This is a genomic window from Barnesiella sp. An22, assembly GCF_963931395.1.
Taxonomy (GTDB): Bacteria; Bacteroidota; Bacteroidia; order Bacteroidales; family Barnesiellaceae; genus Barnesiella; species Barnesiella merdigallinarum.
The window spans coordinates 2,507,282-2,525,016 of the sequence record NZ_OZ007014.1 but is presented as its reverse complement, the minus strand read 5'-3'; the positions used below and the strand labels follow the sequence as shown (position 1 = coordinate 2,525,016).

Here is a 17,735-nt window from a genome sequence, read left to right as displayed (position 1 = left end):
GAAAATGAGATTGATTTCGGCATTTTCATCGTATCCGATGGATGGTGATGTTAAAGGATTAACAAAAAAACTCAAGTAAGCTGGGCTTTTTTGCTTATATTTGCCGACCGATAAAACGAGAAATATGATATCGATAGAAGGACTTTCGGTTGCATTTGGTGGAAATACGCTGTTCGACAACATTACTTATGTCATCAACAAGAGGGACCGCATTGCTCTGGTTGGGAAGAACGGGGCGGGCAAATCGACTATGCTGAAAATCATAGCCGGGTTGCAGGCGCCTACCTCGGGCAGCGTGAATATGCCGAAGGACCTCACCATAGGTTATCTGCCCCAGCAGATGAACCTGACCGATACCCGCACGGTGATGCAGGAGGCCGAGCAGGCTTTCTCGCACATCTTTGAGCTGCAGGCGCGCATCGAGCGCATGAACAACGAGCTGGCCGAGCGTACCGACTACGAGTCGGCCGACTATCAGGAGCTCATCGAGCGGGTCTCCAATGCCAACGAGCAACTCTCGCTCATCGGGGCTTCCAACTATCAGGCCGAGATTGAGAAGACTTTGATCGGTCTGGGCTTTACCCGCGACGATTTCAATCGCGACACGTCGGAGTTCAGCGGCGGCTGGCGCATGCGTATCGAGCTGGCCAAACTGCTGTTGCAGCGTCCCGACGTGCTGCTGCTCGACGAGCCCACCAACCACCTCGACATCGAGTCGATACAGTGGCTCGAGAACTTTCTGGCCACGCGGGCCAATGCCGTGGTGCTGGTCTCGCACGACCGCGCCTTTATCGACAACGTGACGACCCGTACCATCGAGATTTCGATGGGCCGCATCTACGACTATCAGGTCAACTACTCGCACTATGTGGTGCTGCGGCAAGAGCGTCTGGAGCAACAGCGGCGGGCCTATGAAAACCAGCAGAAACAGATACAGGATACCGAGGCCTTCATCGAGCGGTTCCGCTACAAGGCCACTAAGTCGGTGCAGGTGCAGTCGCGCATCAAGCAACTGGCCAAGCTCGAGCGGGTCGAGGTCGACGAGGTGGATACCTCGCACCTGAACCTGAAGTTCCCGCCGGCTCCCCGGTCGGGCGACTATCCCGTCATTGCCGAGGGGGTGGGCAAGAGTTATGGCGACCACCTGGTATTTGCCGACGCTACCTTTACCATCAAGCGGGGCGAGAAGGTGGCCTTTGTGGGAAAGAACGGCGAGGGTAAGTCGACCATGGTCAAGTGTATCATGGGCGAGATTTCCCACACCGGTACCCTCAAGATAGGGCACAATGTGAAGATCGGCTACTTTGCCCAGAACCAGGCGAGCCTGCTCGACGAGTCGCTCACCGTGTTCGAGACGATAGACCGCGTGGCGGTGGGCGATATCCGCACCAAGATACGCGACATCCTGGGTGCCTTCATGTTTGGCGGCGAAGCGTCTGACAAGAAGGTGAAGGTGCTCTCGGGTGGCGAGCGCACGCGGTTGGCCATGATACGGCTGTTGCTCGAGCCTGTCAATCTGCTCATCCTCGACGAGCCTACCAACCACCTCGACATGCGCACCAAGGATGTACTGAAACAGGCCATCCGCGACTTCAACGGTACGGTCATCGTCGTGTCGCACGACCGCGAGTTTCTCGACGGGCTGGTGTCGAAGGTTTACGAGTTCGGTGGCGGACGGGTGCGCGAGCATCTGGGCGGCATCTACGACTTCCTCGAGAGCCGCAAGCTCGAATCGCTGCGGGAGCTCGAGCAGCGCAACCCGGCTACGGCGGTGACCGATAAGAAGGTAGCTTCGCCGAAGGCCGAGTCCGCACCTGCCATTTCGGCCGCCCCCGAAGGGTCGAAACTCTCGTATGAGGAGCAAAAGGAATTGGCACGGCGTTTGCGGAAAGCAGAGAAGGAGGTGGCCGACACCGAAAAGCGGGTGGCCGACCTCGAGGCGCAGATTGCTTCGCTCGAGGAGAAACTCTCTACTCCCGAAGGGGCTGCCGATACCTCGCTCTACGAGCAGCACGGGCAGTTGAAAAAGCAGCTCGACGATGCCATGTGGCAGTGGTCCGAGGCTTCGGAGACGCTGGAGCATTTGCAGAAACAGGGTAAATGAAACACATAAATATATATTGTAAAATGAAAAGAGTAATGATTTTATCGTTTGCAGCAGCTTTGATAGCCACAGGCTGTACAAACAAATCGGTCACCAAGACTCCGGGTATCGACCTGACCAACCTCGATACGACGGTGGCTTGCGGCGACGATTTCTATGAGTATGCGTGCGGCGGATGGATGCAGAAAAATCCGTTGAAACCCGAGTATGCCCGCTATGGCTCTTTCGACCAACTGCGGGAGAACAACCAGGAGCAAATCCGTCTGCTCTTCGATGAGTTGGGCAAACAGAAAGCCGAGCCGGGCAGCGTAGCCCAGAAGATTGGCGACCTCTACAACATGGGGCTCGACAGCGTGCGCCTGAACCAAGAGGGGGCCGCTCCTATTGCCGACGAGCTCAAACGCATCCAGTCGCTTTCGGGCAAAGAGGCCGTGAGTGCCATGATCGGTGAGATGCACCGTACCATGTCGGCTCCGTTCTTCGCCATCTATGTCGATGCCGATGCCAAGAACAGTTCGATGAATATCGCCGGTTGGTACCAGGCCGGTATGAACATGGGCGACCGCGACTACTACGTATCCGACGACGAGAACAGCCGCAAGATTCGCGACAGTTACACCAACTATATCAAGACCCTCTTCACCCTTTCGGGTTATACGCAAGAGGCTGCCGAGCAGGCTGCCGCTACGGTGCTGAAGGTAGAGACGGCTATTGCCAAGGCCGCTTTCACGCGTGAAGAGCTGCGCGACCCGCAAGCCGGTTACAACGTGATGACGGTTGCCGACCTGAAGAAACAGTACGACGGTCTCGACTGGGATGTTTACTTCAAGACCGTAGGTCTCGACAGCATCCAGAAAATCAACATCGGCCAGCCCCGTACGCTCAAGGCCGTGAACGAACTGCTCAAGACGCTGAGCGAGCAGGAGATGCGCGACTATCTGGCCTTCAACTGCATCGACGGTGCCGCTCCCTACCTGAGCGACGATTTCGTAAACGCCCGCTTCGACTTCTATTCCAAGACGCTGTCGGGTAAAGAGCAGATCGAACCCCGCTGGAAACGGGCTCTCAACGTGCCCAACAGCCTGCTCTCCGAAGCCGTCGGCGAAATGTATGTAGCCAAATACTTCCCCCCCGAAGCCAAAGAGCGCATGGTACAGCTCGTAGCCAACTTGCAGACGGCTCTGGGCCAGCACATCGACAGCCTCGAATGGATGAGCGATGTCACCAAAGCCAAGGCTCACGAGAAACTGAATACCTTCTACGTAAAAATCGGTTACCCCGACAAATGGCGCGATTACAGCGGCCTGACCATCGACCCGAAAGAGAGCTACTACGCCAACGTGCGTCGTGCTGCCGAGTTTGAAACGCTCTACTCGCTCAAAGACGAGGGCAAACCTGTCGACAAGACCAAGTGGTACATGAGCCCGCAAACGGTGAATGCCTACTACAACCCCACCTCGAACGAGATTTGCTTCCCCGCCGGTATTCTGCAACCGCCCTTCTTTAACTTCGATGCCGACGATGCCGTGAACTACGGTGCTATCGGTGTGGTTATCGGTCACGAGATGACTCACGGATTCGACGACCAGGGCCGTCAATACGACAAGGATGGTAACCTGAACGACTGGTGGACGCCCGAAGATGCCGAGCAGTTCAACCAACGGGCCGAGATTCTGGCCAAACAGTACGACAATATCATCGTGCTCGATACGGTTCATGCCAACGGTCACTTCACGCTGGGCGAGAATATCGCCGACCACGGTGGTCTGCGTGTAGCCTACACGGCATTCCGCAATTCGCTCAACGGGGTAGAGCCTGCCTTGATCGATGGCTTCACTGCCGACCAACGCTTCTACCTGTCGTATGCCAACCTGTGGGCCGGCAACATTCGCGATGCCGAGATTCTGCGTCTGACCAAAATCGACCCCCACTCGCTGGGCCGCTGGCGTGTAAACGCTGCCCTGCGTAATATCGATACCTTCTTCAAGGCATTCAATATCAAAGAGGGCGATCCCATGTATCTGGCTCCTGCCGATCGGGTAATCATCTGGTAATCATCCGAGATTGAGATATGGCAAAGGGCCTGCCGATTGTCGGCAGGCCCTTTGTGTTTTGTGATGGGGCTTTATCGGGAGAGTTGATTCGCGGTGGCGGTGTCGTAGACGATGCGGGCAATTCGGGCAATGAGGGCGGCGTTGGTGGTTTCGCTTTCGCGGGAGTCCTTCACCAAGACGACCAGAAAACAGAGGCGGCCGTCGGGCAGGCAGAAGAAGCTGGCGTCGTTGTCGGCAATCGTCAGGCCATTGGGCAACTGTCCCGAGCTGCCGGTCTTGTGCCCCAGAACAATCTCCGGGGGAAGGCCTGCCCTGATTTTATTGAGCCCTGTCGAGGTCTCGACGAGGGTCGTGCGCATGAAGCGGGTATGCTCCTCGTTCAGCAACGAGCCGTCGAGAATCTTTTGCAGCAGTTGTACCACCGACGAGGGGTGGGCCCAGTTGCGATAGCAGGCGGGTATATCGGCGTGCATCGAGGCCTCGGTCTCGGCGAGGTCGTACCCTGTGATGCCCGCCCGGTCGATGCAATGCTTTATCGCCCCGATGCCGCCGGCATAGTCGATGAGGATGTCGCAGGCATTGTTGTCGCTCAAGGCTAGGGCATAGTGCAACAGGTCGGCATACGAGATGCGAAAGTTGCCCGAGGGATAGAGTCCGAGCAGCGGGCTGTAGGTGTCGCGGTGCATTTGAGTAGAGTCGACGGTCAAAGCTTCGTCGAGCCGGGTCCCCTCGGTCTCCATGCGTTGCAGGGCAGCCACGGCCACATGCAGTTTGAATACACTCATGAGCGGGTAGCGCACCGTGTCGTTGAGGGCAAAGTCGTCTCCGTCGATTGAGCAGGCTACACCCACCGTCGCCTTTTTGTCTTGCAAGAGCGTTTCTATTTGTTGCCGGGCAGCCGTAGCCGCCTCGGGCGAGAAGGTTCGGGCCGATACTCCGGCACTCCAGAGGGCTGCTGTTGTGATGAGAATTACAGTTTTTTTGAACATGAAGCGGTATCGATTATTGAGAGGCATAAAGATAGGTCAAACTCGCCTGTCACTGGGGGTGGGTTAGCCATATTTAACAAAAGCAGGCGATGGAATTTTTAATACCACAGCGGCGGTTGAGGCCGAACTTTTTGCCTGTCGTCGGGCAAACGGGTGTCGCGGGAGGAAGAGCGGGGGTGTCTGTATTATGGGAGTTCTGTCTTTTTTGAAGATGAAAAGCAAATTTTTTTTTAGATATTTTCAATAGTATAAATTATATGAATATCAGTAAATTATTCTTGCTTTTACTACCTGTAAAATTGATGAATATTAAAAGTACGGAAGGAAATTAAACAAATAACACTAGGGAAAAGAGTCTGTTTAGGGTTGATAATATAGTGTAGTATGTGAAAAACTATACTGGAAATAACCTTTTGCATAATGATACTATGGAAAAGCAAATACCATGAACAAAGAAACCCAGAAAAGAAGAAAATAGTGGAATATAGAATCAATTAAGTATTTAAATCTAAAAAACATGAAAAAAATCACAAGTGTAAATTTGGGCTTTTGGTGCTCTTCTTGTCTCTTTTTTTCCCGGTTGTTGCCAGTGTGATGACCCAGGGGGCAGGAGTGGCAACAGCGAAGACAACTCAGTCGGGCAAGCATCAGATCAAGGGTGTAGTCTCCGATGAGTCGGGCGAACCTTTAATAGGCGTGAGCGTATTGGTGAGAGGAACGTCAACAGGTGCCTCTACGAATATCGACGGTGTCTATACAATCGAGGTCCCGAACGACAACGCTGTTCTCGATTTTAGTTATGTGGGTTATCAGAAAACATCACTCTCGTTGGCGGGAGCTTCTTCGTACAATGTAGTTATGAAGGAGGAGAATCGCGTATTGGACGAGGTGGTTGTAACCGCCATGGGTATATCGAGAGAGTCCAAGACCCTGACGTATGCCACTCAAACGATCAAAAGCGAAGAGGTGACTCGTATCAAGGAGACGAACTTCATCAATTCACTCAAAGGTAAGAGTGCCGGTCTGACTATCGTTCCTAATAATACCGGTGCGGGTGGTGGTGCTTCTAAGATTGTACTGCGTGGTTCCACCTCGATTCTGGGTACCAACCAGCCGTTGATTGTGATCGACGGTGTGCCTATGCAAGACGGTATGGGTACGCAGGCTACCGACAACATGATTCTGGGTGGTAACCGCAGCGGCGACGACCTGCTGTCGACCATCAACCCCGAGGATGTGGAGAGCATGACCATTCTGAAAGGCCCGAATGCTGCCGCCCTTTACGGTAGTGCCGCCAACAACGGTGTAATCGTGATTACCACCAAGTCGGGTGCTGCGGGTGCCGTGAAGATAAATATCTCGAGTTCCACTTCGGTCGAGACCATCGCCATGTATCCCAAGGTACAACAGATCTATGGTATCAGCGACAACAATCAATGGTCGGCTTGGGGCCCGAAAATCGGAACCCGTTCGGCCGATGAAATCGCCTCGGCTCCCTATCTGATGAATACGGCTCGCAGTGCCGTGAAGGACTTCTTCAACATGGGTCTGACGACCAATAACGGTTTGACGTTGAGTGGTGGTACCGAAAACTTCCGTACTTACTTCTCGTACAACAATACCTATCAAACCGGTCTGCTCCCCGGAAACAAGTTCAGCCGTCACAATGTGATGTTCAAGGAGACTTTCTCCCTGTTCGACAAGCGAATCAACATCAATACCAGCTTGAACTGGATTCACCAGAAAACCGATAACGGCCCGGTTGTAGGTAAGGCGTTGAGTGCCCTCTATGCTCTGTATCGTACGCCGGCCGACATCGATATGCGCTATTTCAAACACAATTACCAACACACGGGTACGGCCGCCGATGATATCGTGAGCAATCCCCAGACCGGTAACCCCAAACTGGCCGGACAGCCGGTGCAAACCTGGTACTGGTACGACCAGTATCTGAATAACCCCTATTGGGTGACCAACATGAATAACGATGTGGCTAAACGGGATCGTTTGCTGGCCAATGTCACTTTGGATGCCAAGATTTGGCAAAACATTAAATATCAGACCCGTTTCAGTGTCGACTATGTGATAAACAACAACTTGAACGAAGAGTATGCCGGTATGTTCCGAACCGCATTTGACTATGTGGGCGGTAAATATTACTCCAGCAATTCTCGCTCGAGCGATATCTATAACGATCACATGCTTACCTGGAACGACCGTTTCGCCGATAAGATCGACATCAATGCTGCCGTGGGTACCAGCTTTACCCGTCATTATAATCGGAATACGAACATTACTACCGCTATCGATACGTGCGGTATCCCCAATGCCTTCGTTCCTCAGAACAGCAAGCACAGCCGTCCCAACAACCCCAACGGTAGTGCCACTTCGGCCTACGACAGCTGGAACAACAACGATTGGAGTACGGCCGTTTTCGCTACGGCATCTCTCGGTTTGTTCGACAAGGTTTACCTCGATGGTAGCTATCGTTTGGAGTGGGCCCAGTCGTTCCAGCAATTTACGCAAGGCAGCGGTTACAAATCGTTCGACTACTATTCGGCCGGTGTCAACGTGCTTCTCGACAAGTTCTTGCCTCGCCGAGACTGGCTCAACCAGTTGAAATGGCGTGGCAGCTGGTCGGTTGTGGGTAACCCCATTCCCAATACCCTGTTTGCCCGTCAGTCTATTGACTTCGGTACGGGAACCGTAGGTACTCGTCCGCCGTTGTTCGACAATCCTCTGCCCGAAACGACCACTTCGTTCGAGACGGGTTTCGATGTATGGATGTTTGAAAACAAATTCAATTTCGACCTGACCTATTACAACTCTACACTTCGCAATCAGTTCCTGTATGTGACTACGGCCAATGGCGAGTCCAAGCCTGTCAATACGGGTGTGATTCGCAACTACGGTTTGGAATTCCAGGCCGCTTACCGGTGGAACATCAACCGCGACTGGCGTTGGGAAACCGGATTCAACATCGCTTGGAACGATAACCGCATCCTGGAAACTTACAAAACGGAAACGGGTGCTCCCTATGAAGTACAGATGGGCCCCAATGCCTTCAAGATTAAATATGTAGAAGGCGGCCGTTATGGCGATATTTATGTAAACTCTTTCGCTCGTGACGAAAACGGTTATATCAAGGTCAACGACGAAGGCGACTATGCCAATGCCGTTCCCGTGATGACCTCGGGCAAATATGAAACCTATGTAGGTAACATGACTTCGCCCATCAACTTCGGTTGGAACAACACCTTCACCTGGAAGAACCTGAGCCTCTATTTCTTGCTCGAGGGACGTATCGGAGGTAAGGTGATGTCGCTGACCGAGGCCGATTACGACTTGTACGGCCTCTCCGAGCGTTCGGCGCAAGATCGTCTGAATGGCGAGCGCGTGATGCAAAACGGCAAGGAGTATGTCCTCAAGGAGTTGCCCGACGGTTCGGGTCGCAAAGTGTCGGTAGAGAACTACTACATGACTATCGGTGCATTCCCCATGGAAGACCACGTTTACGATGCAACCAGCGTGCGCATGCGCGATATCTCGTTGAGCTACGACATGCCTAACCTCTTCGGCAAGCGACAAGGCATGACGGTGCAATTCTCGGTAAAGAACGCCTTCTTTATCTATAAGAATTCGCCCGTCGATCCCGACATATCGGTATCGGCTGCCAACGGTTACTCGGGTATCGACTGCTACACGTTGCCTACGACGCGCAGTTTCGCTTTGACTTTGAAGTTTGATTTATAATGAATTTGGGTTTAAATAATATCAAGATGAGAAAAACAATATATGCAATCGGATTCTTCGTGTTTGAATCCGTATTTTCAGTCGGTCTTTTCACTTCTTGCGGCGACCGCTTTCAGGAGGAGTATCCCTGGATGATCGGACGTCAGGAAGACATGGACAACACTAATGAAGAGGGTGCGGGTGCCACCGATATTACCGTGCTCGAACAAGAGCTTCGTGGAGCCATCCCCTATATGATCAGCTACACCAAGGGCGGTAGCTGGCAACCTCATGCCTATCAATACCAACGGTCCAACAATATCGACAACTACGCCGGATATTGGACGACGACCAAAGGTACCTTCGCCTTCGGTGGCGCTCTGCCTACGCTTTACACCTATCCCAACGACTATCTGGGTGGCCCGATGGATAACTCGATTTTTACACAGTCGTACAATGCCATTCACCATGCCACCGAGTTGGGCAAACCCGAATGGCGTGCCGTTGCCCTGATTATTCAAGCCTATCAAGGTCATGAAATCGTCGATTTCTATGGTGCCGCACCGTTTAACGATTGGCGTAACCTGCAACGTAATCCGCCGTTGACCTATGAAAAAGGTGAGGATATTTACGCACAAATCTTCAACGACCTCGACGAGGCTATCCGTATTTTGAAGGAGCGTCAGCCCTCGCGTGATGAGATTGCCAAGATCGAAGACTTGACCATCAGAACCCTGTCTAATGGCGACTGGCGCATGTGGGTGAAGTTTGCCAACAGCATCAAGATGCGTATGGCCATGAACATCGTGAAATACGATGCCGGTACGGCACAGCAGAAATTTGAACAGGCTGTAACCGACGATATCGGAGTCCTCAGCGAGACCGATGCCCGTGACATCGCCTACTATCAAGAGCAAAATGCCTGTTCGTGGTATGTACTTGGCAACTCGTGGAACGATATTCGCCTGGGAGCCTCGTTGGAGAACATTCTCAAACGCTGCAATCACCCCTTGCTTACCCGCTGGTTCGATACCAACGCCTATACGATTAAAGACAAGTCGTCGGGTATTGCCGCTCCCATCGATGTGTATGGAGTTCGTGCCGGCATCAACATGCGTAACAACAATACCACCGGTAAGGACAAGGGCGGTTACGGTCCTTTTGCCACTCTTACGGGTGAGTTCCAATATATGCACCAGCCCTTCTTCAAACGTACTGAGAGCCTGTTCCTGATGGCCGAGGGCGCTCTGAGAGGTTGGAATACGAGAGGCCGTACGGCTCAGGAACTTTACGAAGCCGGTATACGCCTTTGCTTCCAGGAAAACGGCATCACCGACGAGTCGGTAATCACCCAGTATCTGGAGCAAACCGAAGTGAACGATGTGGATTACGTCGATCCCTATAATGGAGAGAACAATATCGCCGGTCGTGTGAACGTGTGCGTAAAGTGGAACGAAAGCGATGACAATGAGGTGAAACTCGAAAAAATCATTACGCAAAAATATATCGCCAACTTCCCCATGAGTGCCGAGGCGTGGACGACCTTCCGCCGTACGGGTTATCCCCGTCTGTTCCCGGTCAAGGTGAACAACTTGAAAGACCAGAATGTCGATACCGAGTTGCAGTTGCGTCGTATCCCTATTGTAGAAACTACGAACAATACGTTGGAAATCGCTTCGCTCGTACAGGCTCTTGGTCAGCCTAACTGGGGTGGTTCACGTGTCTTCTGGGATATTGCTAACGAAACTCGTGGCGATCAGAGTCCCGATAACGAATATTTATTGGTAGTACCGCACAACTTTTAATCTATAAATCTTTAGGAACAATGAAACGATATAGCATTATATTATTTTTGGCTCTCTTCTTTGGCGTTACCATTTTCTCTGCCTGTGAAGAGGAGGCCACGCTCGATGGTGCGACCGAGGTGTATATCACCCTCAATCCCACGGACATCTCTTTGCGGGTAGGCGATACGGTGAAGATTTCGGCCAAGGTTACCAATGTGAGCGGAAAAATCATCAATACCCCCATCGCTTGGTCGCTTGCCGACGAGACTGTAGCCAAGCTGTTGGGCGATAGCGCTATTGTAGCCGTTAATGGTGGACAGGAGAGAGAGACGACTCTGAAAGCTACGTTGGAAAATGGCAAGTATGCCATTACCTCGGTTACCGTCTTGCGCAACCTGCCCGAAGGGGTGACTTGTGTCGCCAACGACAGCACTATGCCCGAGATGACCACTAAACAAAGTTACAACATGCTGCACGACTCGGTTATGTTTGCCGTTTCGCCCAAGACCTTGCTGTATGATTATGAGCCCCAGGTTACACTCGAGGGTGTTACGGCTTATGACCCCATGACTACCATCAATTACGAGAAAGGTATTGTAACGGTTCACTTCGTTTCGCCTCGTGAGTCGGGTGAGGGAAAAGTAACCGTCACGCTGGGTGACGCCTCGACGGCGAAGTCGGGCTCTTGTACAATTACGATAGCTCCTCAAATATTCGCCACATTCTACGGCGAAGCCTATGCCAATATGCCTTACCTGGAGACTCGTCCCGGTAAGGAAATCCTGCCGATGTATTTTGCCTATACCTACGAGAAGGAGATGGATATAAATACGTCTGACACGATTCGCATTGCCATGAACGTGCAGTCGGGTTTGAAGGAAGACATCGAGAATGCCTACAGTGCCTACCGTTGGGAAATCGCTTCGGGCAGCTCGGTTGTGATTACCAGCAAGACCAACGAATATGTGGAAAACGAAGGTTTCGATGCCGTGCTTTCGGTGCGTGCCGGTGTAGAAGAGGGTGATACCGAGATTCATTGCATAACTCCCGATACGGTATTCGTTGCCACCTTCCGGGTGAAAGATTTCAAGACCCGTTATCCGGTCGACGAAATTACCGTCGACAAAGATCCCATCTCCATGCCTGTGGGGGGTACCGTGCTGTTGACAACGGGTGTAATACCGGCTACTTCTTATGCCTATCATAAACCGGTGGTCAAGGCTGCCGATCCTACCAAAGTTTCCGTAGGGGCATACGATGGCAATATGATTACCTTGCGAGGCCTTGCCCTGGGTGAAACCGAACTGATTCTTACCTCCAACGGTAAAGAAAAACGAGTTCCGGTAACCGTTACCGAGGGCATCCACTCGGTACTGTGGGTTTCGGGTAATGCCCGTACTATCTTTGCCGGCCAATCGGTACAATGGGCTATCGACGCGAAGACTCTCTCGGGTGGCGACAACCCCTATGATGTCACGTGGAAATCGACGAATCCCGAAGTAGTTAAGGCCGAACAGACCGGCAGCGATAACAAGCATGGTACGATTACGGGTCTTGCCGTTGGTTCGTCCGATGTGACGGCCGAGGTTGCCGGAGTAACGTCTGATGTCGCTACGGTACAGGTGATTGCATTGCCGGTAGATCTGAATCTGACGGCTGCCGATATCGATCAACAGAACTCGGCTATCTATGACGAATCGGGTAATCTGGTAGTGCTTGTAGCTCCTACATCGGGATACAGCCTGATTACGCTGACCCTTCCTTATAATGGAGGAAGCTACGATGGTCAATACTCGCTTGCCGGTGCTACCCTTAACATCGATGGCGCTGAAGTTGAAGTGACGTCGGGTAGTTTGACTGTTGCCACGTCGGCCGGACAGACGACCGTATCCTACAACCTTTCGGGTAATGTAGGCGGTAAGGTGTTCTCGATCGAGGTCGTTGATATACCGGTATTGCTCTAAGTAAAAAAGGTTTGGGAGGGAAGGGAGTATGAACTTATACTCTCCTCCTTCTCAAATCGCTTGATAGTAAGGAAAAAGAAAACTGAGATTACATAATTCATTATTAACCTAAAAACAATTTCCATGAAAAGAAATCTATTTTTGTTTTCCGGAATCTTGGCTCTTTCGCTCACGGCCAATGCACAAGAGTTGAAAGAGGAGTACATGACATGGCCCAATAGCCAAGGTCTTGGAGAGTATGCTTCCCAATGGACTCCGGGAGAATACCTGTTTGAAGATGAAAACTTTTACATCTCGCGTGTGAAACCCAAAGCTCGTTTCCGCAATGCCAACACGCAGATTAACGAAACATTGACCGAAGAGACCGACAAGAACCTGGTGTTCTGGGTTCCCATAGGTACCGCTTCGGGAGGTAACCCGAATGCACGGCCTAACGGCAAGTTCGATTCCGAAGTATTCAGTATGTGGTCGTATGTTACCCACTATGGCAACTGGACCGCTCCGCAAGGCTGGGTGCCCGGTGGTTTTGCCGATGCCGCCCATAAAAACGGTGTAGGAGTATCGGGTGTGGCCTCTATTCCCTGGGGCAGTTTGTCTTCCGATTGGGCTACCGCTTTGGATAACATGTCCAAGAATGCGACCATTCGTGAGAAGGTAGCCAAATTCCTTCACTATCACGGTGTAGATGGTCTCGGTTATAACTCGGAGTTCAACACTTCGAATACGACGATGCTGTCTAATGTGCGCGCTCTGAACGAAGAGGTACACAAATATTTGACCGAACAAGGAAACCCCGTAGCCGAGAACTTCTGGTATGATGGTACGAACGATAATGGTCAGATCAATTTTGACCAGGGTCTCGGTTCTCACAACAACGAAACCTTTGGCGATGGAGAGCACATCCGTACGTCACTGTTCTTGAACTACAACTGGTGGGGAACTCCGTTGAGCACGTTCAATACGGGTACGATCAATAGCCAGGCTCCCGGCCGTAGCTTGCTCGACTTGTATGCCGGTTTCAACATGCAAGGTGGTGACCCCTCGACTTGGACGTTGCTCGAGGACTACAATGTCTCTATCGGTTTGTGGGGAGCTCACGATTTCAACATGTTGTGGGCCGACCGTGCCAACTATGGCAGTACCGATATGTCGAAACAGTTGGGTTATCAAAATGTAATCGAGCAGTTCTTCTCGAACGGCCGTCGTAACCCGATTGACAAGATTGCGGTATTCGATCGTGGCAGCCACCACCCCAACGAAGGCTGGTTCGGTATGTCGGCCTTTATGACCGCTCGCAGCTCGCTCAGCTGGGATTTGGCCACCGAGCCGTTCATCACCTATTTCAATCTGGGTAACGGTCAGTTCTTCAACTGGATGGGCGAACGTCAGAACGACAACGAGTGGTACAACATTGGTGTACAAGACTATCTGCCTACCTGGCGTTTCTGGTTTGCTTCCGAGTTCTTGGGCAAAACGGCCGACAAGGTGGTTGCCAATGGTCTGGATGCCAAGTTTACCTTCGACGATGCTTATGTAGGCGGTTCGTGTCTGCGCATCTTCGGTTCGGCAGCCGATGAATATCTGCACCTCTTCAAGACGGCTTTCACGCTGGCTTCGGGCGATAAGATTACGGTTCGTTACAAATTGATCCGTGGTCAGGCCGACATCAATCTGGCTCTCTCTGCCGTTGGTGACGAGACCACAATTCTGCGTGAGTCTGGTTTCAAGGTATTGACGGTTGCCGATAGCGAGGCCGACGACGAAATGTGGGTAGAGAAGACCTTTACAATCAGTGGTACTTTGGCTTCGCTGGCCAACCGGAATATTGCCATGGTTGCTCTCCACTTTGAGAACGCCGAGAATCTGGAACTCTACTTGGGCGAATTCTCGATTACGCGTAACGAGATGACTACTCCTGCCGCTCCTGTCATCAAGATAGCCAAAGTGCTGGCTTCTCACTACAAGGGCGTAGATGCCAAGGTCATCTTCGAAATGAACAATACCAAGCCTCTGGGCGAGCCGGTTTACAACCTCGATGTAAACGCTTCGATGTTCAAGCTCTATGCTCAACAAGAGAATGAAGAGCCTATCTTTATGGGTATCACTACGTCGTGGGCCGGTATGTACTATTCGATTCCTACCAACTTGCAGGGTTCTGACCGCATCCGTCTGGGTGTTGCTGCCGTTTCGGTCGACATGAAGAGCGATTCCGAAATCTCCTGGAGCGAGTATATGGATATGGGTGAGTACACGACGACCGACGACATTCAAATCGACAAGACGACAATCAAACCGAACGAGAGCTTCGAAATCTCTTACGTCGATCCTCGTCACGATCCTGCCGACTGGAAACTGCTCAACAGCGACGGCGAGACTGTAAAACAAGCTACCAATACGACGGTATTCTCGGTAGAAGACGGTATCTCTGAGATTGGTGGTTATGACCTGCAGGTAACTTGCAACGGTCAAACATCTACTTTCGGCTACTATGTACAGATTACGAGCGAGTCCGTAGGTGCTCTGCCCGAAATCTATACGCTGACGGTTGACGGCGAAGAGACTTCGGCCGCCGAAGTGAAGGTAGACCTCGACCAAACGCTCACACTGGGTTATACCGGTAGAAAAGCCGATGGTGCCTCGTCGCGCGGTATCGAAATCAACGACAGCTGGATTGGCGGTAACCTGAATGAAGCAGGTATCGTAGGTGGTAAATCCTTCTCGGTATCGGCTTGGGTTCGCTTTACTACGTTGCCCGAGTCTTCTGCCTTCTTCAGCATCGAGAACCGTGCGGGTGGATGGCCTGTAAACAACTGGGGCTGGATGTGGTCTAACATTACCAGCGAAGGCCGGGTTACCGCCTATACGGTTCGTGGCGACGGTAATGCTTCTCCGGTTGCCGTGAACTATACCTTCCCCAATACGATTGTATCGCCCAATGCTTGGAACCATGTAGTTCTTACCTTCGAGTATAACGATCAAGGTCAATTCCGCTCGCTCTTCTACCTGAATGGTGTTCTGCAAGAGTCTACCTGGACCTACGGTTCTTCTGCAAGTGGAAAAACCGAGGATTGGGTTCCCAAGGCAAGTTACGATGTTTCGGCTTCCGACTGGTTCTGCTTCGCCGGTGGTCGTGGTGAACAACCGGTTACCAACAACGGTATCGTTGACGACCTGTTGATTTGGGACGGTGGCATGACTCAAGAAGAGGTGAATCAAGTGAAAGCCGGTCTCGATGCTTCTGACCTGCCCGACAAGGTAATCGCTTACTGGGATTTTGAAACCGATGCCAACGACCAGAATTATTTCTTGTCGAAAGGTTCGAAAGAGGGTGCAAAAGCCTGCTCGTTCAAACTGGTAGCTTCGACGGCTCAAGGTTCGGGTGTGCAAACTCCGCAAAGACCGCTCTACATCTCGGGTTGTCCGTTTATTGCCGGTACTGCTTTCCAGGTAGAAACTCTCCCGACGTGGACTGCCAAACGTGGCGAGCTCTCCGAATCGACCGGTACCGATACCGAAGGTTCTACGAAGCTGACTTACAGCAAGAGCGGTGATTATACCGTTACCTTGACGCTTGAGAATACGCTCGGCTCAGACACGAAGTCCTATCCGGTATTCCTGGTTGATCAGAAAGATGCCGTAGAAGATGGCGTAGCCGATGAGATGCGCACCTATACGGTTGAAGATCTCCTCTTTGTAGAGTTTGCCGAAGCCGGTGCTTATCAAGTAGGCGTATACAATGTTTCGGGTATGCTTGTGGCTCAGGAAGAGGCTACGGTAGCTGCCGGCCAGCACATGAGCATTACGCTCGGGGCCAAGGGCGTTTACGTGGTTAAGGTGATGAAAGAGGGTAAAGTGGTTCGCACGGTTAAGGTGCTGAATCGCTAAGCCGATAATGCCTTTTCCCCGACGGGTGTCCTGGCTTCGGAGCCGGGTTGCCGCGGGATAAGGCCATAAAGTCCAAGCGGGGGCTGTGTCGTCGTAGACGATGCAGCCCTCTCTTTTTGTATCCGGGTGCATGGGGCGGGAGATGTGAGCGGGCCGCTCGATAAGTGTGCCGTATAATTTTGATTTCTATTCGGCTTGTACTACTTTTGTCCATCATGTCATTGCCCGTCTGTTTTGCCCCGTTGCAAGGGTATACCGATGCGGTGTACCGTTGTGCCCACGCCTCGCTTTTCGGTGGGGTGGCTGCCTTTTACACGCCGTTTGTCCGCATCGAGAAAGATGATTTTCGCCGGAAGGATTTGCGCGATATTGCTCCCGAAAATAACCGGGGTATGACGGTGGTGCCGCAGTTGATAGCCTCGCAGCCCGACGAGTTGTGCCGGTTGGTCGACGGTATAGCGGCCTGCGGGTATCGGCGTATTGACCTCAATCTGGGGTGCCCGTTTCCCATCCTGGCGAAGCGGCACAAAGGGTCGGGCATCTTGCCTTTCCCCGACGAGGTGGAGCGGCTGTTGCGCCCGCTCGAGGGGTATGGCGGGATAGATTTCTCGGTGAAGATGCGGCTGGGGTGGGAGAGCCCCGACGAGTCGTTGCGCCTGTTGCCGCTGCTCGAGAGCTCGCCGGTGCGACAGATTACGCTCCACGCCCGGGTGGGGCGGCAGCAGTATAAGGGCGAGCCCGACCTCGACGGCTTTGCCCGGTTCTACGAGGCGTGTCACCTTCCGCTGGTCTATAATGGCGACTTGACTACGGTCGAGGCGATGAGGAGCATCGAGCAGCGCTTCCCCCGGCTCTCTGGCCTGATGGTGGGGCGGGGATTGCTGGCTCGTCCCTGGTTGGCCGAGGCCTATGCCGGCGACGGAGCGATGCCGCCCGATGGTTACGCCCGGGTGGCCCGGCTGCACGACCAGGTGTTCACCCGCTATGCCGGGGTGTTGCAGGGGGTGCATCAGTTGCTCGCCCGCATGGCTACGTTTTGGGAGTATCTGTTGCCCGACGTGGACCGGCGGTTGAAGAAGCGGGTGTTGAAGGCGCGGTCGGTCGAGGAGTATACCGGGGCGGTGCAGAATCTGTGGCACTCGTTGGAAGAAAACCGGTAGGCGGGTAGGGATTTTTGTGCGGAGGGGCGTTATATCTTCAAAATCATCAGGCAGGTGTCG

Annotated in this window: 8 protein-coding genes; 7 read left to right on the top strand and 1 reads right to left on the bottom strand. The window is 52.6% G+C overall.

Features of this window, described 5'->3' with window-relative positions:
• The first annotated feature begins 124 nt into the window (after window positions 1-124).
• Both ABGT88_RS10515 and ABGT88_RS10510 read left to right on the top strand, forming a co-directional pair.
• On the top strand, window positions 125-2,104 hold the full coding sequence (locus tag ABGT88_RS10515; RefSeq protein ID WP_346701997.1) for an ABC-F family ATP-binding cassette domain-containing protein: 1,980 nt from the start codon (window positions 125-127) through the stop codon (window positions 2,102-2,104).
• A gap of 23 nt (window positions 2,105-2,127) precedes the next feature.
• The gene (locus ABGT88_RS10510) at window positions 2,128-4,158 is read left to right on the top strand and encodes a M13 family metallopeptidase (RefSeq protein WP_346701995.1); all 2,031 of its coding nucleotides are present in this window, start codon (window positions 2,128-2,130) and stop codon (window positions 4,156-4,158) included.
• Between the two features lie 71 nt (window positions 4,159-4,229).
• Here the strand turns inward: ABGT88_RS10510 and bla are convergent, their stop codons facing one another.
• Window positions 4,230-5,147 carry a class A beta-lactamase gene (bla, locus tag ABGT88_RS10505; RefSeq protein ID WP_346701993.1) on the bottom strand — a complete coding sequence of 306 codons (918 nt, stop codon included), beginning with the start codon at window positions 5,145-5,147 and terminating at the stop codon, window positions 4,230-4,232.
• A 612-nt stretch (window positions 5,148-5,759) separates the two neighbouring features.
• On the opposite strand from bla, the gene ABGT88_RS10500 reads away from it, so the two are divergent.
• The 5 genes from ABGT88_RS10500 (at window position 5,760) to ABGT88_RS10480 (ending at window position 17,675) form a co-directional block, all read left to right on the top strand.
• Complete coding sequence (locus tag ABGT88_RS10500; protein WP_346701991.1) at window positions 5,760-8,900, top strand: SusC/RagA family TonB-linked outer membrane protein; 3,141 nt, start codon at window positions 5,760-5,762, stop codon at window positions 8,898-8,900.
• Between the two features lie 26 nt (window positions 8,901-8,926).
• Window positions 8,927-10,684, top strand: coding sequence for a SusD/RagB family nutrient-binding outer membrane lipoprotein (locus tag ABGT88_RS10495; RefSeq protein ID WP_346701989.1), 1,758 nt, complete (start codon window positions 8,927-8,929; stop codon window positions 10,682-10,684).
• Between the two features lie 20 nt (window positions 10,685-10,704).
• A complete protein-coding gene (locus tag ABGT88_RS10490) occupies window positions 10,705-12,630 on the top strand; it encodes an Ig-like domain-containing protein (RefSeq protein WP_346701987.1) in 1,926 nt (641 codons plus the stop codon).
• 123 nt (window positions 12,631-12,753) lie between these two features.
• Window positions 12,754-16,515, top strand: coding sequence for an endo-beta-N-acetylglucosaminidase (locus ABGT88_RS10485; RefSeq protein ID WP_300131104.1), 3,762 nt, complete (start codon window positions 12,754-12,756; stop codon window positions 16,513-16,515).
• A gap of 215 nt (window positions 16,516-16,730) precedes the next feature.
• Window positions 16,731-17,675, top strand: a complete 945-nt coding sequence (locus ABGT88_RS10480) for a tRNA-dihydrouridine synthase family protein (protein ID WP_346701985.1) — start codon at window positions 16,731-16,733, stop codon at window positions 17,673-17,675.
• Window positions 17,676-17,735: the final 60 nt, after the last annotated feature.